Source organism: Furfurilactobacillus curtus, from assembly GCF_054657915.1.
In genome coordinates this window covers 1,223,747-1,242,191 of sequence record NZ_BAAHXU010000001.1, presented here as the reverse complement: position 1 = coordinate 1,242,191, position 18,445 = coordinate 1,223,747, and the positions used below count along the sequence as shown (strand labels likewise).

The 18,445-nt window shown below is 43.9% G+C and carries 18 protein-coding genes; 14 read left to right on the top strand and 4 right to left on the bottom strand.

Translation table 11 applies throughout. The features are described 5' to 3' along the window. Window positions 1-190 precede the first annotated feature (190 nt). The 5 genes from ACYQ0Y_RS06000 (at window position 191) to sfsA (ending at window position 4,454) form a co-directional block, all read left to right on the top strand. Window positions 191-931 carry a VTC domain-containing protein gene (locus tag ACYQ0Y_RS06000; protein WP_407884438.1) on the top strand — a complete coding sequence of 247 codons (741 nt, stop codon included), beginning with the start codon at window positions 191-193 and terminating at the stop codon, window positions 929-931. Next, window positions 913-1,590, top strand: a complete 678-nt coding sequence (locus tag ACYQ0Y_RS05995; RefSeq protein ID WP_407884440.1) for a DUF4956 domain-containing protein — start codon at window positions 913-915, stop codon at window positions 1,588-1,590. The genes ACYQ0Y_RS06000 and ACYQ0Y_RS05995 overlap by 19 nt, the downstream gene beginning before the upstream one ends. Window positions 1,591-1,691: 101 nt before the next feature. Beyond that, window positions 1,692-2,285 (top strand): TetR/AcrR family transcriptional regulator, encoded by a 594-nt coding sequence (locus tag ACYQ0Y_RS05990; RefSeq protein ID WP_407884442.1) that lies wholly within the window; start codon window positions 1,692-1,694, stop codon window positions 2,283-2,285. 1 nt (window position 2,286) lies between these two features. Next, window positions 2,287-3,666, top strand: a complete 1,380-nt coding sequence (locus ACYQ0Y_RS05985; protein WP_407884444.1) for a CotH kinase family protein — start codon at window positions 2,287-2,289, stop codon at window positions 3,664-3,666. Window positions 3,667-3,710: 44 nt separating this feature from the next. Continuing rightward, a complete protein-coding gene (gene sfsA, locus ACYQ0Y_RS05980; protein ID WP_407884446.1) occupies window positions 3,711-4,454 on the top strand; it encodes a DNA/RNA nuclease SfsA in 744 nt (247 codons plus the stop codon). 87 nt (window positions 4,455-4,541) lie between these two features. Here sfsA and ACYQ0Y_RS05975 read toward each other — a convergent pair whose 3' ends face one another. Continuing rightward, window positions 4,542-5,306: a flavodoxin family protein gene (locus ACYQ0Y_RS05975; protein WP_407884448.1), complete on the bottom strand. Its 765-nt coding sequence runs from the start codon at window positions 5,304-5,306 to the stop codon at window positions 4,542-4,544. 311 nt (window positions 5,307-5,617) lie between these two features. On the opposite strand from ACYQ0Y_RS05975, the gene ACYQ0Y_RS05970 reads away from it, so the two are divergent. Further along, complete coding sequence (locus ACYQ0Y_RS05970; protein WP_407884450.1) at window positions 5,618-6,073, top strand: VOC family protein; 456 nt, start codon at window positions 5,618-5,620, stop codon at window positions 6,071-6,073. A 134-nt stretch (window positions 6,074-6,207) separates the two neighbouring features. On the opposite strand, the gene adhP is transcribed toward ACYQ0Y_RS05970, so the two are convergent. Then, a complete protein-coding gene (gene adhP, locus ACYQ0Y_RS05965; protein ID WP_407884452.1) occupies window positions 6,208-7,230 on the bottom strand; it encodes an alcohol dehydrogenase AdhP in 1,023 nt (340 codons plus the stop codon). A 365-nt stretch (window positions 7,231-7,595) separates the two neighbouring features. Here adhP and ACYQ0Y_RS05960 point away from each other — a divergent pair, with 365 nt between their 5' ends. Further along, window positions 7,596-8,804, top strand: coding sequence for an MDR family MFS transporter (locus tag ACYQ0Y_RS05960; RefSeq protein WP_459935472.1), 1,209 nt, complete (start codon window positions 7,596-7,598; stop codon window positions 8,802-8,804). A 112-nt stretch (window positions 8,805-8,916) separates the two neighbouring features. Here the strand turns inward: ACYQ0Y_RS05960 and nrdI are convergent, their stop codons facing one another. Further along, a complete protein-coding gene (gene nrdI / locus ACYQ0Y_RS05955) occupies window positions 8,917-9,375 on the bottom strand; it encodes a class Ib ribonucleoside-diphosphate reductase assembly flavoprotein NrdI (protein WP_407884454.1) in 459 nt (152 codons plus the stop codon). Window positions 9,376-9,519: 144 nt separating this feature from the next. Here nrdI and ACYQ0Y_RS05950 point away from each other — a divergent pair, with 144 nt between their 5' ends. Next, complete coding sequence (locus ACYQ0Y_RS05950) at window positions 9,520-10,332, top strand: HAD family hydrolase (protein WP_407884456.1); 813 nt, start codon at window positions 9,520-9,522, stop codon at window positions 10,330-10,332. A 113-nt stretch (window positions 10,333-10,445) separates the two neighbouring features. Continuing rightward, window positions 10,446-11,861, top strand: coding sequence for a 4-hydroxyphenylacetate 3-hydroxylase N-terminal domain-containing protein (locus tag ACYQ0Y_RS05945; protein WP_407884457.1), 1,416 nt, complete (start codon window positions 10,446-10,448; stop codon window positions 11,859-11,861). Window positions 11,862-11,968: 107 nt separating this feature from the next. Here the strand turns inward: ACYQ0Y_RS05945 and ACYQ0Y_RS05940 are convergent, their stop codons facing one another. Next, entirely contained in the window at window positions 11,969-13,342 is a 1,374-nt protein-coding gene (locus ACYQ0Y_RS05940; protein WP_407884459.1) for a hemolysin family protein, read from the bottom strand. Window positions 13,343-13,678: 336 nt separating this feature from the next. On the opposite strand from ACYQ0Y_RS05940, the gene ACYQ0Y_RS05935 reads away from it, so the two are divergent. The 5 genes from ACYQ0Y_RS05935 to ACYQ0Y_RS05915 all read left to right on the top strand — a co-directional run bounded on the left by ACYQ0Y_RS05935 (window position 13,679) and on the right by ACYQ0Y_RS05915 (window position 18,260). Then, the gene (locus ACYQ0Y_RS05935; protein ID WP_407884461.1) at window positions 13,679-14,536 is read left to right on the top strand and encodes an aminoglycoside 6-adenylyltransferase; all 858 of its coding nucleotides are present in this window, start codon (window positions 13,679-13,681) and stop codon (window positions 14,534-14,536) included. Window positions 14,537-14,548: 12 nt separating this feature from the next. Further along, on the top strand, window positions 14,549-15,694 hold the full coding sequence (locus ACYQ0Y_RS05930; protein ID WP_407884463.1) for a low temperature requirement protein A: 1,146 nt from the start codon (window positions 14,549-14,551) through the stop codon (window positions 15,692-15,694). A 134-nt stretch (window positions 15,695-15,828) separates the two neighbouring features. Then, window positions 15,829-16,680 carry a recombination regulator RecX gene (gene recX, locus ACYQ0Y_RS05925; protein ID WP_407884549.1) on the top strand — a complete coding sequence of 284 codons (852 nt, stop codon included), beginning with the start codon at window positions 15,829-15,831 and terminating at the stop codon, window positions 16,678-16,680. A 91-nt stretch (window positions 16,681-16,771) separates the two neighbouring features. After that, window positions 16,772-17,449, top strand: a complete 678-nt coding sequence (locus ACYQ0Y_RS05920; RefSeq protein WP_407884464.1) for a DUF975 family protein — start codon at window positions 16,772-16,774, stop codon at window positions 17,447-17,449. Between the two features lie 484 nt (window positions 17,450-17,933). Next, on the top strand, window positions 17,934-18,260 hold the full coding sequence (locus ACYQ0Y_RS05915) for a bacteriocin immunity protein (RefSeq protein WP_407884551.1): 327 nt from the start codon (window positions 17,934-17,936) through the stop codon (window positions 18,258-18,260). Window positions 18,261-18,445 lie beyond the last annotated feature (185 nt).

Sequence of the window (18,445 nt, the reverse complement as noted above, 5' to 3'; positions counted from 1 at the left end):
TTGAGTGTTTTAGTGATAATTATCAATTTAATTAGGCGGGCTAATCATCAAAAACATATAGATTGCGATTAGACCGGCGTTTCGACTCATCGAAACATTTGCGCACACTTACCTATTTTTAATGTACAGTGTTCGAGAGCCGTGTTATACTGATTCGGTTTTTAGATCACGAAGAAAGTAGGCAGTCAAAATGATGGCAAGCGTAGCGACAACACCAACCATACCAATGGTGTTTGAGCGACATGAACAAAAATATGTCATGAGTCAGTCCATTTATCAGCAATTATTAGTGGCGCTAGGTGACGAAATTAGCGTGGACCAATACGGACAGCAGACGATTTCCTCGCTGTATTATGATACCGCCGATTATTTATTTGCGCGGCGACAGTTAGATGACAGTAGCTACCGGGAAAAGCTTCGCTTACGGGTCTATGGTAGTCAGATTACGGCAAAACAAGCGGCATTTGTTGAATTAAAAAAGAAAGTCCAGGGTATTACCTATAAACGTCGGATTCAGCTGTCCTACCAGGCAGGCTGTGATTATTTGGGCCATCGAGGAATGCCAATGAGGCCCCAACACGAAATGAATTATCGAGAGATTGATCATTTTGTTCAGCAAACAGCCTTGCCGACGCGGACGGCTGTGATTTACGAGCGCACGGCTTACTCAAGCCAACGGGGATTGCGGGTAACTTTTGATGAGAATATTCGTTGGCGATCCGGCGACATTGATTTGACCACGACTGCACCGACGAAAGCGTTATTAGCACCGGGAATGGTCGTCATGGAAATTAAAATTCCGCAGGCATTACCTTTAGCTTGGAGCCAAGTTTTTGCGAGATTACATCTGTATCCACAACCATTTTCAAAGTATGGCCTAATTTATAAGTACGGTATTTTGGGGGGCAAACAATGCTTATCAGCTATTTAGGAAAGGCTCATCACTTGGTGACCTTTGAACAGATTTTAATTACAACATTAGTGACATTGGTTTTGGGGCTGATCGTGGCTTTTGTCTATATGTATCGAAACCACTACTCGCGTCATTTTATTTTTGCGGTTGCGATGTTGCCCATTCTCGTCCAAGCGACGATTATGATCGTGCATGGCAATTTAGGGGCCGGGATCACAGTTGCCGGTGCGTTCAGCTTGGTTCGATTTCGGTCAGCACCTGGGAATGCGCGTGAGATGGTGACGATCTTCTTTGCAATGGCAATTGGCCTAGCCACCGGGCGTGGCTATTTACTATATGCCATCTTTTTCACCGTGATCGTTAGCCTCGCCATGCTGTTATATACCATGATTGATTTTGGTTCTGGAAACGAGAACGAACGATTGATGAAAATCGTGGTGCCTGAAGACTTAGAATATGAGCACGCGTTTGATGATATTTTTGAGCGTTATACCAAAGAAGTTGCTCTGAATAACGTACGTACGACTAATTTAGGCAGTTTGTTTGAGTTACAATATCGCGTTATTTTGAAACAAGCGGACCAACAAAAAGCGTTTATTGATGAGCTACGTGAGCGAAATGGCAATTTAGAAGTGGCTTTACGAGCAGACATTTCTGACACTAACAGTGCTTTATGAGTGACTAACGGTGTTGGAGATTTCATGAATTGTCGTGCTGTGCCAGCGCTCAGCTCCTTTCGCACTGGTTCCACACTGATTTTAAAAAAGGAGATCACTTCATGAAGCGAACCTTATCACGAGAATTGATCGTTGCCGAAGCGAATAAACTGGCTGAAAAAGAAACCCTGCACAACTTATCATGGCGAGGAATCGCCCGCCACTTACAGGTTCAGCCACAGACTTTATATCATTATTTTCCTAGTCTAGGCGATTTAAAAGCGGCTGTCGCCGAGTATCAGCGCGGGCAACTGGAACGACAACTGTATGCCAATTTAGTGCCAGTGTCCGGGGCGGATGCATTATATGTTTTTGCCGAAACAATCTTCACCTTTGCGCAAAATCATCCCTCGTTTACTGAAATTATGACCGACCAAATTCAGGGGCGAAATTCGTCAGAGTGTGTCACTGACCAACAAAGTACCGTCGTTAAAATTCTCGATGATATTTTGAAACCAATGATTATGGATGATGATAAACGCTTACAGGTGAAGCGCTTCTTACTAAGCTCGTTGTTTGGGTACGCAAAGCTTTCTTTTAGTGGTTTCTTTGCCGAACAACAGGCGACCGCCGATTCTTTAAAAACAATTGTGACCTTTTTAATTCGAGCGATTCCAATTGATGGGCAAACCCCAACTTCTTTACAAGGAGATTAGCATGTTTCAAACCAAAAAGCAGCGACATCGCTGGGCACTAGCCACTTTGATTGTGGTCATTATTGGCTTACTCATTGGGGCGTTTGTCTGGATTAGGGCGACTTCGACGCGCCAGTTACCCTTAGGCACCCCCCAACCCAGCCACAAATTAGCGACGGTTAAATTAACTGGGCCATTATCACAGACGACTGACACACATCCAGTGGCGACCTTTAAAATAACAGATGCTAAAACAGGTATTAAACAAAAGGCCTATGTCAAAATGCAGTGGCAAGGGCAGAGTTCACGGCGTTATGATAAGAAGAATTGGAAGTTAAAGTTCTATCGTGATAAAAAGCTGAAACATAAATTGAAGTGGCGCGCTCAGCCAGGATGGAAGAAGCAGAGCACGTATGTTTTAAAGGCAAATTATATTGATGCCACACAAGCTAGAAATTTGGTGAACGCTAAGTTGTGGTCATCAATGGTGGCAACGCGTGATGGTGCACCCAAGCAACTGGCAGACGCGCAGAATAATGGTGCAGTGACTGGTTTTCCAGTTAAGGTCAAAACTAACGGCAATCAATGGGGTGTCTATACACTTAACACTGCTAAGAATGCTAAGCTATGGCATATGGACAAGCACAATCGCGAACATATGGCATTGTCGAGTAATGGCTGGACTCGTAGTGACTTGTTTCGAGCAGATGATGTCGACTTTAATGCCACGGGGTGGACGCCTGATGTGCCAAAGACACTAAGTACCGCACAAAAGGATGAATTTCGGCGGTTAGTCCACTTTGTCAACACGAGTGATGACCATCAATTTAAAGCAAAAGCTGGCAACTATTTGGACGTTAACTCGGTGATTGATATGTATTTGTTCACCAACTTGATTCATGATCAAGACGGTCTTGGACGCAATTTTGAATTGGTCACTTATAATGGTCAACGGTGGTCAGCGACCATGTATGACATGGATTCAACTTGGGGATTATACGAAAATGGGCGTCATCTATATCCATCTGGAACAGCTGTCTCACATAATTATCCTAATCACGGCGATCTCAAGACAGCGGAAGGCAATCGGTTGATTCAACGGGTCGTTCAGGCCTATCCCCAGCGGGTACAAGCACGCTGGCGACAACTGAGGAAGCAGACGTTAACGCCGACGGTTGTTAATCAGGATTTCACCACGCTGATGACCCAAATTGGGGAGCAAAACTATCAGCAGACGTTTAAATTAACACCTGGAATTCCATCAAAACGACTGACTAGTTTAATGCAAGTGCGACGTTCAATTAAGCGGCAATTTAAAGACAGCGACGCATTGTTCAATAATTACACAAGTAATGTTCAGCACTTAAAGTTTAACTATGTGCCGCCAACGCCAGTTCAGTAAGAAAGCCTACAAGTTACTAAAGTTAGTCAAAGAAGGTGATGGGGATGCTTTATCAAGACTCACAATTAGCCACATATATCGATCGACCAACTCGGTTTACATGTCGAGTGCGATTATATGGCGTGATGCTTGAGACTCATTTAAAGAATACTGGTCGTGGCGCAGACGTGCTCTTAGCAGGGGCGATTGTGGTCATTGTGCCAGCCATCAATTCAACGCGTAAGACGCATTGGGATCTAGTTGCTGTGCGGAAGCAAACAGAACGCGGTAATTTTTGGGTGAATGTTGATAGTTCAGCTCCCAACCAAGTCACCAAAGAAGCGGTTGCGTCCGGATTGCTGAAATTTCCTGGGTTAACTGGCACGATTACTGAGTTTCGCCCAGAGGTAACCTTTGGCGATTCACGGGTCGATTTTAAAGGTAGTACCAGTACCGGAGAGGAATTTTTTGTCGAAACAAAAGGTTGCACCTTGGAAAATCAAGGGGTAGTCGCCTTTCCTGATGCGCCGACGGTCCGAGCAGTTAAACACGTCTATAATTTGGACAAAGCGATGGCGGCTGGGTATCGAGCCTACCTAATGTTTGTAATTCAAATTGATAACATTGATTTATTGACCTTAAATCAGGCAATGGCACCTAAATTAACGCAAGCGATCCGCGACGCACTTCCACAAGGCTTACAAATTATGGCTTATTGTTCAGCCGTTGATGAATTCGGGATTGCGCTGCATCGTCCAACGCACTTTGAGATTGATGCGCCTTTTGTTGATCCTCAAGCGGCTGGCTGAATTTTTCAATCATTAATTGAATTGTTTAAAATAAAACGATCGCATGTCCCAGATGGGCAATGCGATCGTTTTAGGTTAGTTAAAAAATTAGTGACGGCGGTGCACCATAAAGGTGACAACATGCAAAATGATTGCTAGTAAAGTAAAGAAGATGATGACAAAAACCGCCCAGTTGAGCCAAAAGTTCGTTTGGGCAATGACCGGCGCCAAACCAGTCTGGATTCCCATCGTGATTAATGACATGATTGCAATCATCATAAATAGTTCGACATAGCGCTTCATGGTATTGTCATCTCGTTTCGCTTTGTTTGGAAGTTTGACGCCCCATTTGCGACAGGTGTTCAAGGTTTGTTCAGGAATTCGATCGCCATTTTTTAAGGTGCCAGGGCATACGATTTCATGAATTTTGATCAGACCAGCCGCATTCATCACCGTATCAATTTGTCGAAACGTGGCGTCGGTGACACCCGTAAAGAGGTTATCCAGCGGACTAATATAACAATCGGTGATGCTAAGGTAATGCTTATTTTTAAAACGATCAGGGTGCGCGTCACCAACATGATCAATGCGGACTAAGCGCCAACGAAGGCAGTCTAAAAAGTGCTTCATGATTCCTGATAGGCCACCCCAATAGGTGGGTGCTGCAAAAATCCAGACATCACTAGTCAATAATTTTTCAGTTAATGCATCTAAGACAGGATTAGGAATCCCAGTATCGGGGTGGATGTCATAGTCAGCCAAGTAAATTAATTCTGTTTCATGCGGCGCTGGAACACTAGCCAAAGTGGCCGTCAATAATTGCGCGGTGACACCATGTTCTTTATGGGCGCCGAGGATTCCCAAGACTTTCATGAATGACCTCCGACTGCTTTATTTATCTAATGATAAATAAATTTAAAAAATTAACTATGTTTCTAGGATAGCATAAAATATTGGTAGCTGTCGGCTACTTTGGTAGGTGGAAAAGTGGTTTGCATCCCATAAATCTCGACAATGGTTTATCGGCTAATGGTGTGTGAACTCACCCGGTCTGGCTCACGCTCTGTTTTTAAATTGACACTTTTGTCATTTTTCATTATACTTTGTCATGCATTTGAAATGGGGGACCGACTATCGTAACACGTATACATCCTTATATTCACTTCCCCAACGCCAAAGCCGCAATGAGCTACTACCAAGAAGTTTTTGGGGCAACCGATTTATTTCGGATTCCGGTTACGGAAGCAACTGCGCGGGAATTGGACTTAATTGATCCTAATCTAGAAGATTCAACAATTCATGGTGGTTTTCGCGTTATGGGTTCACAGATTCTGTGTGCGGATGATTTCATGGATCAGCCACAGCACGCAACAAATATTGCGATTATGCTGGACTTTAACGCTGACGACAGTGAAGAAGTTGTGCAAGCACAAAAATTCTTTGATCGAGTGGCAAACTCGGGGCGCGTGCGGGTAACTAATTCGTTTAGTGCTGCTTATTTCACTGGCAAACGTGGTGAATTTACTGACGAGTACGGCGTTAACTGGATCGTTAGTTGTCGACCACACAACTGGATTGAACACACTCCGGTGATTTCTGGCGATCAGAGTATTGCCCCAATGCAGGACACGCCTAGTTAGGGCTAACTAAATAAAGCAGAAGCAAAAAGAGAGCGGGACATAAGTCACTTGACTTATATCCCGCTTTTTGACGATTTAGATTGGAAATGAAATTTAGTTTTTGGTTTTGTCCCAGACTCTTTTATAAATGAGCATTAGTTGTTGTGAACAAAGTCAACCACATTACGCCCAACCACTGTGTTGTCCTTTAATTCTTGAATCATATCGTTGATTTCTGATAACTTGCGGGTGCGAACGATTGGGTGAACCAAGCCTTCAGCACCGAATTGGAATGTTTCAGCTAAATCTTGACGAGTCCCAACGAGTGAACCAGCAACGACGATACCGTCGAGCACTGTCTTAGCAATGTTCAATTGCATGTCACCTTGTGGTAAAGCAACGGCAACTAGCTTACCATCTGGGCGCAATGAGTCAACGGCTTGGTCAAAGGCTGAAGTTGTAACGGCAGTCACTAAAGCAGCGTGAACTCCACCGACTTTTTCTTGAATTTGTTCGTCAACGTTGCCATCGTGACGGTTAATTAAGATATCTGCGCCAGCTTGTTTAGCGGCTTCCAACTTGTCTGGGTTCCCATCAACAGCAATGACGTGCGCGCCAAAAACGTGTTTAGCGTATTGGATGGCCAAGTTACCTAAACCACCGGCGCCAACAACAGAGACCCATTGGCCTGGCTTAACGTCAGCCACTTTAATGGCTTTGTACATTGTTACCCCGGCACAAGTTAAGGAGGTGGCTTCCACTGGATCTAGGCCATCGGGCACCTTAACGGCGTAGTTGGCATCCACAATGACCTGTTCAGCCATGGCGCCATCAACGGTAAAGCCTGAATTTTGCACCTGACGGCAGAATGTTTCGCGACCAGTTAAACAATATTCACAATGACCACAGCCCTTGAAGAACCAAGCGATAGAGACCCGATCCCCTACTTTAACGGCGTCCACGCCATCGGCCACTTTAGAGACGATCCCAACGCCTTCGTGTCCAATGATTCGTCCAGGCTTGTCACCGAAGTCACCGGCGGCAACGTGTAAATCAGTATGGCAAAGACCACAATATTCAACATCAACAAGTGCTTCACCAGGTTTTAAATCACGTAAGGTAACATCTTTAACATCGACGAAGCCATCAACATTATCGCGAACAACAGCAGCTTTCATGAATTGATCTCCTTTTGATTAGAACTAATTTTTGCTTTCAACAGTTTAATCATATCAGGAAGACTCTGAAAATTAAAGTGAATTGATGAGCATTTGCAAACTTTTTTCATCATTTATCTGTCTGTGAAAAACAAAAATGTGGATAAATCGTTTTTTTAATCACAATTAGTAAGGAATTTTCATTATCGAATTTGTGAATAACACTTAAAAGACTCTAATCCACAATTGACCAAAGCTTGGTAGATCTGATTATGATTGTCGACCGAAATCGATACGCACCGCTAGTTTTAAGGCCCAAACTAATTATCCGCGACTGGAATGTGTATGGCGTGATAGAATGGCCTTAAGGACGCGAATCGTGCAAAATTAAGGAGCGGATTTTTCTGAAAGTCCAACGCAAAGACATCAAATTTAGTTGGTTATTTGTTGCCTCACTGTTAAACAATGCGGGTGCGAGTTTTCTTTGGCCATTAACGACCATTTATTTACATAACTACCTCCACGAATCATTAACGTTAGCTGGTTGGGTATTATTAGGAATGTCGCTTATGATGATCGTCGGTGACTCAGTTGGTGGATACTTATTTGATCATTGGAAACCTTGGCAGACTGGGATTATGTCGGCGGCGCTAGCGACCCTCGGCGTCGTTGCCTTGATTTTTTGGCACGGCTGGCCCGTTTATGGCTTGCTACTGTTGGTAATCGGGTTCGGTGATGGCGTCAACATGACGATTTTAAACTCTTTGGCAACGTGGGTGACGACAACTTCAACGCGGCACGTGTTCAATATGCTCTATGTTGCGATGAATATTGGGGTGGTGATTGGCACCTTAATCGTTGGTTACGCGATCAAATTCGGCATCACCACGGTCTTTATCATTGCCGCGGTATGCTATGCTGCGTTGACGTTAGTGGTAACGTTACATTTCAATGTAGCGCCTAAGACACACCGTGCTAAAAGCCAAGTTGCAAGCCAACGTCGCACCCAGATGCCTTTACTGGTGGGCCTGATTTTGTTGCTGCTATTGGCAATTAACTTAGCATATTCCCAGTGGGAGAGTGTTATTTCCGTGCACATGACCAATCTGGGGATTCCCGTGTTGAATTACAGTTTACTGTGGACGCTAAATGGCCTGATTATCGTGATCTGCCAGCCTTTTATCACACGGTTTAGTGAGCGTTTCCGCATTGAAAATGTCATTTTGGTAGGAATTACATTATTTGCAGCTTCATTTTTCATGCTGATTTTTGCTCGCAGTTATGTAGCGTTTATTGTGACCATGATCGTGCTAACGTTCGGGGAAATGATTGGTCACCCAGCTTTACCGGCGTGGATTGCGGTCAAAGCCCCCGCTACCGAGGCTGGAAGATATCAAGGCTTCTCTAACATCGCGATTGCTTTTGGCCGGGCAATTGGCCCCTTATTCGGTGGACTTATGCTGGACTATGCGACATTTTCGAAGCTGTTTTTGGCTGTCGGAATTGTTCAAATGATCGCGCTATTTGCGGTCTATGGCCGGGCGCACTTTGAACGGCAACGAAAAACAGATGTGGCTAAGAATGCCCGTGACTAATCAGGTACCATTGAGAGTTAAAAGAAGCTTAGTTTGGATAACGTTAAAATCGCCGCTTCCCCAGTAATAAGGGAGCGACGATTTTTGGCGTTAATTTAATGCAGCGATAGCTTTAAATCTGATTGGTTCGATCAACTAAAACGTTATAAACTCGTTTAACGTCAGCATTAGTACCACGGAGTTCATAATCGGCCAAGAACGGGAAGCCATAATCATTTGCGTATCGACGCGCAGTTAAACAATATTGCTCGTTGAAGTTACGGTTGCCGGATCCAACAACGCCAAGGCAGTGCTGACGATTGTTACCGTAAGCAATGTATTCACCTAGCACGTTGGTCATCAATTCCTTAACGCCGTTATCAATGCCATTTCCACCGTCTAAATAGGTGGGAACAAAGGCAAAGTAAGGCACTGTTTCGTGTGTAAAATCTGTTTGTTCAGAAATTTCTACAGCGTTAACTTCTGGTTGATTAGTGTCGGCGATATGTTGTTGTTTCGCATATTCAGTCAGGTGTTGGATGAAATTGCGTGTATTTCCTTCGATTGAAATGTAGCGAATGTTTAAAGCCATCGTGCCACGCTCCTTTGCAAAAGTTCAGGACTAATTGTTCAAAGTTTACAGCACGATGTTTTTAGAAACCAGTCTTGACGAAATTAAATCCATGGTCAAGTCATGGTCCAGATGGCGTAAACTGGGTGATAGTGGAGGAATGACATGGAACAATATTTAATTGTGACCGATATCGATGGTACCTTGATTCCTAAGACGCAACAAGTCTCTGATTTGACGCAAGCAGTGTTTCGTAAATTACAGGCACAAGGGCATGAGATTTACGTGGCAACGGGGCGGATGTTGGCCTTGGCACGGTCAATCACCGACCAGTTCACGATTCCGATGGGAATCATTAGCGCTAATGGTGCTGTTATCGCCCAGGATAATCAAGTTAAGACGCACTTATTAGGGCAAGCTGCTGCGCTAGCTGCATACGACATCTGTGATCATTTAGATTTAACGATGCGGTTATTTACGTTAACAGATACGTATCACAACTCTCGCGACGAATCAGCATTAGCACACATGCGATTTTTGCGTAAACGGGTGCCAACTTCAAGAATGATTCCACTGAAATCACGCACCGATGTCTTAGTTATTGCTGATCAAGTGACAAACGGTCTGGCGGTCAATCGGGCAGTCGATAATCGTTTAATTCAAGCCCGTCGTGAGTTTATGGAAACGGGCCTATTTTCGTTATCAGCATCAAGTGAAACCAACATTGAGCTGATTCCCAAAGGGATTAGTAAAGCGACGGCGTTAAAACAAGTGCAACAACAATTAGGGATCGACGGGGATCATACGATTGTTTTTGGTAATGGGTTAAATGATGTCCCGATGTTTAAGGCGGCCACGACCAGCGTTGCCATGGCCGATGCGCCACAGGCGGTTTTAGACGCAGCAACTGCCATCACGGAACCGGTCAATCAAGATGGGGTACCGCGCTTTTTGATGAACCGGTTCAAAATGAATTAAGCCCGTAGACGAAATTTATGCAAACGCTGCCATATTTCTATGTCATACTAGTAAGTGAACTACGGCACAAGGCCGTAGAGCGGGTTTAAATATCAACTTGAGAGGTTACAACAATGATTAATCCAACAGATTTAGATGACGGTCGGACGATCTATTTAGATGGCAGACGAGTGGAAAAACCTTCGTCGGTTAAGTTGTTTACTGATACCTTGACCTATGTAAATGCGTATTATCGTTTGCAACAAGAGCAACCAACCACTCATTTATATGATGACCATGGGACGCCAACCGACATCGTCTTCAAGACGCCTAAGACAGCAGCGGATTTAGCCGCTAAACGCCGTGTCTATCAAGAGATCGCCAGCGTTGCCTATGGCATGTTGGGTCGAACCCCAGATTTTATTGACTCAGGAATGGCCACGCTAGCAGCACATAGTGAGTTTTTAGGCCATAATCAATATACGGACTTTGCGGCTAATGCTAAGGCTTACGCGGAGCGGATTAAACGCGATGACGTGTTTGTTTCTCATGCGTTGCAAAACCCACAAATTGATCGAGCCCAGGATTTGCATGAAATTACTCAAGGCGCACCTGGTGTTCATGCCACTGAAGTGACCGATGAAGGAATTTATGTCAGTGGCGCCAAAATGGTAAATACATTGGCTCCATTGTCTAATGAACTATTGATTTTTAATACGCCTAGCTTGGTTACCGGCGATGATGACTATGCTTTGGCTTTCTGGCTGCCAAATAATGCAAACGGTTTGAAGATTGTGTGTCGCAAACCATTTAATCGACCCGGACACAGCACCAAAGACTACCCACTGTCGAATGCATTTGATGAGATTGATGCGTACATTATTTTTGATCATGTGTTTGTACCATGGACGCACGTCTTTGTCTTCCAGAATGTTGCGATGTCAAACAGATTCTTTATTGACAGTGGGCTATTTCAACACACAACGCATCAAGATCAATCACGGGGGGCCGTCAAATTTGAATTTGTCACGACCCTGGCAATTGAATTAGCTCAAAAACTTGGCGTTGACCGTTACTTGAATGTCCAAGAGATGTTAGGCGGACTGACCGCTAATCTAGAATTGGTGCGCGGCGCACTGATTAATTCAGAATTGACAGGGAAGGTTGACGAGGCTGGGTTGTTTGGGCCTAATGTTCAACCGTTACTGGCGATTCGAGCGCAGTTGCCGAAGATGTATCAGGAGGCAATTCTAACGATTCAAAAAATTGGCGCGGGCTCGATGATGGGAGTGCCCGATTTCCGTGATTTTGGCGGGGATTTGGGTGAAACGTTACGTGCTGTCATGGGAAGCCATTTAATGGATGCGCAAACTCGGGCAAAACTGCTCAATTTAGGCTGGGATGTCACCGGTGAAAGTTTTGGCCAACGCCAATTGATGTATGAATACTATCATGGTGGTGATCCTGTACGGATTCGTGCTTCGCATTATCAAGATGAAGATCTCACAAATGGCCGGAAAATGCTAGCTGACGTGATGAAGAAAAGTTAACGTAAGCAAAAAGAGAGCGGGACATAAGTCACTTGACTTATGTCCCGCGTTTTGACTATTTAGATTTTAGTTTTGTCCCAGACTCATTTTCGATTAGTTAGATTAAATTATGCATCATGTTCATCCGTCGAAGAGTCAATTGCCTCACCTTGACTAACCGGCTTTCGAATCACTTCAAACCAATTGATATAGGCGTTCTCGTAATCAAGGGCAGTAAACTGAAAATCACCAATTTGGTAATGATCACCGGCTTTGATATCAGGTTCTTTTTCGATAATGTAGCCGGTCAAAGTGACCACTTCTGATTCTTCAAAAGCTTTGATATCCGTCTGGAAGTAACGTTCGAAATCGTAGAGTGTCATTTTACCGGAGACGTGATAAGAACCATCGTCTTGTTTAAAGATATATTCATCAGAGACATCGTCGATTTCATCATGAACGGTGCCAAACAATTCTTCGTAAATATCTTTGTCTGTGACAATCCCAGAGGTCCCCCCGTATTCATCGACGACGACGACGATTGGCGTCTGTTTGATAATCATTTGTTGTAAAACATCTTGGATCGGCATCGTTTCAGGTACAGTAATAATATTACGTAAAATCTTGGCAACACTGATGCTGTCATCAGCCTGACTCTGTCGAATGAGGTCGTAGTTGTAGACATAGCCTAGGATTTTATCCTTATCGCCGTCCGCAACAACTGGTAGGCGGCTAAATTGCTCAGTTAGATAAACCTGCAGGGCATCTTTAACCGTGTCGGTAACATCAATCACTTCCAGCTGAGTCCGATCGATCATGATGTCGCGGGCCACTTTATCATTCATTTCAAACGCCCGTTGCATGAAGACGTAATCTTCCTGATCTAATTCACCACCCGTGACAGCATTACGCGACAGATTTAAAATTTCTGCCTGGCTAAAGGCTTCATCACTTTCCGATGCTGGTTGCATCCCTAACATGCGAACAATCCCGTTTGCAGAGGTGTTCAATAGCCAGACGAATGGATAGAAGGCGACATGAAAATACCGCAAGGGAGTTACCACCACCATCATGACCTGAAACGGTCGATCGATGGCGATATTTTTGGGGACGATTTCAGTGACGACGACTTCAAAGTATGTCAACAGAATAATCCCTACGATAGAACCAATTGCATGACCAACGGTGGCGTTTAAGCTCAAATGAGCAGCGCCAAATAGATCCATGAGTAGCTGAGCGACGGTTTCTTCACCGATCCACCCTAAGATAATGCCACACAAAGTTGTCCCGACTTGAGTGGTTGATAAGTATTCATTTAAGTTGTGGACCATCCGTGTGGCCACATCAATTTTCTTAGATTTCTTGTCGCGTTTATCTTGCTCTTCTTCGAGGACACTAGGCCGCGTTTGGACTAACGCGAATTCAGCGGCAACGAAGAAGGTGGCAAACACGAATGTAATTAGCATGATGATCAAATTACTAATTATCTGACCACTATCCAACGAATATTCCCCATTTCTTGTTACAAACCATACAACATTATAACGCGCAAGCAGTGTCGTGGCTATCATGTCAGCAATTAAATCGGGTTCGTTTGATTTTATGGTTGAAGGCTAGGTACATATCCACCGGTCGGATGGACGCAATCTGACCGATCATTTGTAAGCGTGCATGATGTGGGCGAGTTGTTTTGATTCGCGTCAGGGGCTAGTTTGACGAGCGTTTGAATCTAAGATAGACCTGATTTTCAGTGGCCTTTCATGCGGGAAAACAGGTTTTGTGCGGTATAATGCCACTAAACCGGCGTGATTGTGGATCAGTAGAAGGGGGTATTGAAGATGCAACAGCGTAGTGCGGCAACCATGATGCACTTGATTCGGCAAGTTGCTGAAGCAGATGAAAATATTCGAGCAGTTGGCATGGAGGGCTCGCGAAATGATCCTCAGGCCCAACAAGATGAATTTTCTGATTTTGACATTACTTATTTTGTCGAAGACCCGACACCATTTCGACAAAGCGATGATTGGCTAGCAGTATTTGGTGAACGAATCATCATGCAAAAGCCCACGGAGGCCATGTTTTCTGGAACCAAACTGCCATGGTATCCCTACTTAATGCAATTTAGTGATGGTAATCGACTGGATTTAAAGATCGCCAGTGTGAATGACAAAGACGCTTATTTAGCTGCAGAGCATTTGAATCAATTGATTTTAGATAAAGATGTTCCAATTGTCGATCAGCCAGATTTGTCAGATTGGGACTTTCATATCATGGCGCCCTCTGAAGAAGATTATCAGAATAGTGTCAACGAGTTCTTTTGGGTCAGTCTATATGTCATAAAGGGGTTGAAACGTGGCGAACTTCTTTACGCAAATCAGTTTTTTGAACGTCCAGTCCGTGAAGAACTGTTGAAAATGTTGGAGTGGTCAGTGGGCATTAATACGAATTTTCAACTTAGTGCGGGAAAAAATGATCGTCAATTACAAAGTGCGTTGTCAAAAGACGATTACGACAAGTTAATCGCGACTTATCAACTTGAGTCATCAGTAGCAACGTGGCATGCACTACAAACGGCAACGCAACTATTTCTCGCCACTGCCCGAGTCGTAGCAGATCAACTAGGTTTTGATTTTCCTGATTACCCGGCTACAGTAATTGCCTACGAAACTAAGCTGATGGCTGAGCGCAGTGAGTGAGGAACATAAGCGATGACAGAACTACGACAACGTCCCGAGGTTACCAATCTTGAGCTGTTTTATGACTTGATTTTTGCTTATGCGATTAGCCGGATTACGACAGTCTTACACCTCGTGCACCATGAGGTGATTCCTGGACGGTATCTTTTAGAATATTTGATTATGTTTTTTATGTTCTGGACAATCTGGACCTATCAAACAGTACTGGTAAACCGATTCTTTCAGGAAAATGTCCAACATAGTTTATTCATGATTTTTGACATGTTTGTGGTCATCATTTTGTCGCAATCGTTGAACCCTAATTTTGAATCGACGCATCCTACATTCGCTGGATCTACGTCGGTATTACTCTTTAGTATTGCGCTCCAGTACTGGCTGCGAGCACGACATTTGCATGATGATAAGCAGTTGGCGGTTGCTAAGGGACTGGCTAGAACGCTGCTTATTAGTGGCATCATTGGTGCGTTGACGATTATTCCTTGGGCTCCATATTTAATTCGCGTCACGGTGTACGTTGGTTCAATGATTTATGCTAATGTTGGCCCAGCCTTTTTAAAACAAGCGCTAACGGAATTTCCAGCGCTCTTTGAACATTTAACGGAGCGTTATTCATTATTTACGTTGCTGTTATTTGGTGAAGCGATTATTGCGGTTGCTAGTATGATAAATGTGCATCGCTTTAATTGGCTAGTGATCCCTTTCTTTTTAACCATCGTGGCACTGTTCTTGGGCTACTTTGCGATGTACCAGCAGGGCATTGATCGTCATCAGAAAACAGCAGGTATTACGTTAATTAACATCCACTACGCCATTTTTGTCGGTTTGGATTTAGTCACGGCATCGATGGATCTCTTTTTAAACGGTGAACTAATTGGCTGGCAGTTCGTTAGCCTAGTTACGTTGGGATTATGGGGATTTAGCGGCGGTGTCTTAGTGGTTCTGGCCACGTATCCGAAACATGGTTTACAAATTTCTCTAGGCAAGGCGCTTAGTTTGCTGACGGTCGGATTAGTGTTGCTGGGCGGCGTCTTGATGTTAATTAAAGCGCACGTGGCAGTTACGATGGTCTTGCTAGCAGTAGTGACACTTTGCGCTGGCGGGATAACATGGCAATTTTTGCATCATGGCTTTGAGCAGCATATTGAAGATAATGTATAAGGAGGCTAGTCGTGAGTAACGAAGAGAATCGACCGATTCGGATTGGTGATGTTGGGCAACCGCGCCGTTCGGCACCTAAAAAGCAGCCGCAATCTGGAAAAAAGATTGCGGCTGACTTATTGAAACAAGCCCAAATGAAACAAGTTCAATCCAAACAGTCTAAATCACAGCCTGAAGTCAAATCGGCCCGTGTCGTGACCATGATCGAGGCGCAAAAACGCGCGGGTCGATATAATATTTACCTAGACGGGCAGTATGCTTTTCCGGTGAGCGAATCAGTCCTCATTGAATTTCGCTTGTTTAAAGGCATGACCATTACGCCAGAATTGCAAACGCAAATAGGCGATGCTGACGATGTTGCCCGAGCTTATAATCGGGCGCTCGATTATTTATCTGGGCAATTACGATCAGAGCGTGAGATTGTGACAAAATTGACCAGCTTAGATATTCCAGCCGACGTTATTGACGCGACGTTACAACGATTACGAGAACTCCAATTAGTGGATGATTTGGCTTATGCAAAAGCTTATGTGCGAACAATGATTAAGACTTCTGATAAAGGGCCGGTGGTGATTCGCCAGCATCTGCGGCAAAAAGGAATTGGTGAAACCTTGATTGATCAAGCGTTGGTCGAATTTTCTACCGACGATCGATTAGCCAACGGCATTGCGACAGCAACCAAATTAGCGAAGCATTACGCGAACAAGCCTTTTGCGATTCAAAAACAGAAGGTCCGTCAGAGTCTGATGCAAAAGGGTTTCCAACAAGCAATCATTGAACAGATCCTAGCTGAGGTCACCTTTGAACGGGATGATGAGCAGGAAGACGCGTTGTTGCAGCGGGAAGCGACAAAGGTTTGGCAACGTAATCGGAGCTATACGGGTCGCGAGCGTCAGAATCGTACTAAGCGAACGCTATACGGAAAGGGCTATCAACTGACAGATATTAATCGTGAATTAGAACGATTGATCAACGAAGAAGATTAAAGAGCAAGTAAGTTGTGCCACTTCTGCTTGGTTTAGTAAGATCTAATTGAAACACTTATGATAAGTAATGTTAGTAAGGAGATGATTGACCATGAAAACAAGAGCTGAATTAAAGCAGTCAGCTAAAGATGTGCTTCGAGGACATTGGGGACAGGCAGTCGGGCTGAACGCGTTGACGGTAATTTTAGCGTATGGCAGTTTTGGCGTGTCAATGCGACAACAATATGCGAATTTTAACGTGAACGGTCAAGTTGGCAGTAGCAGCTTTTTAGTTAGTGTGTTAGCTGTAGCGATTAATTTTGGGGTCTGGTTTACTTTTTTGAGTTGGATTCGCCAGCCAAATCGTGAGATTCGACCATTGCGGGATGCCTTTAGTGTAATCGCGACACCAGCAGTCTTTGCCTTGTTATTACAATGGCTGATAATTACTTTCGTGGTCGGGATTGGCTTGTTTTTGTTATTGATTCCCGGAATTATTGTTGGTTTAATGTGGAGCCAAGCCGTTTATGTCTATAAAGATCTCCATGATGCCAATCCTGATGCCAGCGTTTGGCAAGGCATGATGCCTGCCTTATCAATAAGCGCTCAGTTAATGCGTGGTCACAAATGGGAATTCTTCGTGTTACAGCTTAGTTTCTTAGGCTGGATTCTGCTAGGAATGGTGAGCTTGGGTATCGGATTCTTCTGGATCACCCCATACATCAATGCGACTTCGGCAGCTTATTATGATGAGTTGGAAGCAAGCAGCGACGTTGACTTAACGATGTGATGTTTCTGTGGCTGAATTTTTTAAACTTTTTGACTAGGTCATAATGAACAGTATTTAAACAAGAGAGTGGGAAATGACGCCGAATTGAGAGCGAGCACAAGCGAAAAAGTGAGCATCTTCCGTACTTTGGAAGGTGAAGTGAACCCCCAGAGTTGGACAAAATCCAACTCTGGGGGTTTTACTATGACCAAATATAATGATGAATTTAAAGCAAAAATTGTCGCAGAATACTTAGCAGGCGTTGGCAGCACGTTTTGACCATGGAGACGTGGTGCACAAAAAACGAAGCCCGACGCCTTTTATAAGTTATGTCCCAGACTCTTTATATTGGTTTTCAGTGAAACTGACCCTAGCAATTAAAATTGCCGAGTTGACCTCAATTGACGTAAGCAGTAAGGTAACTTGTGAAACTGTTGTATTTTTAATATATACATTGGGGGACATAAAATTGACCAAAACAGATGTTTCAGCGACTAAATTTGATATTCAAGCGATTTGTCGTGACCTTTACCAAGTGCTTGATCAACGAAGCAGTAAAAATTCACAATTATTAGATATTTTGGACGTTTTACAACAGGTTACCAAAACAGTTTCAGACACATCGAATCCAGAAGCGCTAGTCAACCGGTTAGTCAACTATATTAGGATTGTTGCTTCAACGGGCAAGCTCCATTTTTCTGGGCCCGCTGAAAAGTTAATGATTCAACTGAGTGGTATTGGACAAAAAGCCGGGTTGAACGGTGCATATATGGCTGATTTTTCAGATAAATCATACTTCTATCGGCCATTTGAAAAATATCCACAACACTAAAAATGATCCGCAACCTTGTGAAGGGCAACAATGACTGAGTCGACTCAATTCTATGGGCGATTCATTTAAAAGATGGTCATTGCCTGAATCAAATGAGCTGAATGACAAGTGATCGTATCAATGTGGTTTTTAGTATCACCTAGTTTACAACACTAGATGATGGTGATATCATTTGCTTAGACGTA

Excerpts from the sequence above, each read along its gene's own strand:
- ACYQ0Y_RS06000 (WP_407884438.1), top strand. The coding sequence starts at position 191 with ATGATGGCAAGCGTAGCGACAACACCAACCATACCAATGGTGTTTGAG.
- ACYQ0Y_RS05995 (WP_407884440.1), top strand. The coding sequence starts at position 913 with ATGCTTATCAGCTATTTAGGAAAGGCTCATCACTTGGTGACCTTTGAA.
- ACYQ0Y_RS05990 (WP_407884442.1), top strand. The coding sequence starts at position 1,692 with ATGAAGCGAACCTTATCACGAGAATTGATCGTTGCCGAAGCGAATAAA.
- ACYQ0Y_RS05985 (WP_407884444.1), top strand. The coding sequence starts at position 2,287 with ATGTTTCAAACCAAAAAGCAGCGACATCGCTGGGCACTAGCCACTTTG.
- sfsA (WP_407884446.1), top strand. The coding sequence starts at position 3,711 with ATGCTTTATCAAGACTCACAATTAGCCACATATATCGATCGACCAACT.
- ACYQ0Y_RS05975 (WP_407884448.1), bottom strand. The coding sequence starts at position 5,306 with ATGAAAGTCTTGGGAATCCTCGGCGCCCATAAAGAACATGGTGTCACC.
- ACYQ0Y_RS05970 (WP_407884450.1), top strand. The coding sequence starts at position 5,618 with ATGAGCTACTACCAAGAAGTTTTTGGGGCAACCGATTTATTTCGGATT.
- adhP (WP_407884452.1), bottom strand. The coding sequence starts at position 7,230 with ATGAAAGCTGCTGTTGTTCGCGATAATGTTGATGGCTTCGTCGATGTT.
- nrdI (WP_407884454.1), bottom strand. The coding sequence starts at position 9,375 with ATGGCTTTAAACATTCGCTACATTTCAATCGAAGGAAATACACGCAAT.
- ACYQ0Y_RS05950 (WP_407884456.1), top strand. The coding sequence starts at position 9,520 with ATGGAACAATATTTAATTGTGACCGATATCGATGGTACCTTGATTCCT.
- ACYQ0Y_RS05945 (WP_407884457.1), top strand. The coding sequence starts at position 10,446 with ATGATTAATCCAACAGATTTAGATGACGGTCGGACGATCTATTTAGAT.
- ACYQ0Y_RS05935 (WP_407884461.1), top strand. The coding sequence starts at position 13,679 with ATGCAACAGCGTAGTGCGGCAACCATGATGCACTTGATTCGGCAAGTT.
- ACYQ0Y_RS05930 (WP_407884463.1), top strand. The coding sequence starts at position 14,549 with ATGACAGAACTACGACAACGTCCCGAGGTTACCAATCTTGAGCTGTTT.
- recX (WP_407884549.1), top strand. The coding sequence starts at position 15,829 with ATGAAACAAGTTCAATCCAAACAGTCTAAATCACAGCCTGAAGTCAAA.
- ACYQ0Y_RS05920 (WP_407884464.1), top strand. The coding sequence starts at position 16,772 with ATGAAAACAAGAGCTGAATTAAAGCAGTCAGCTAAAGATGTGCTTCGA.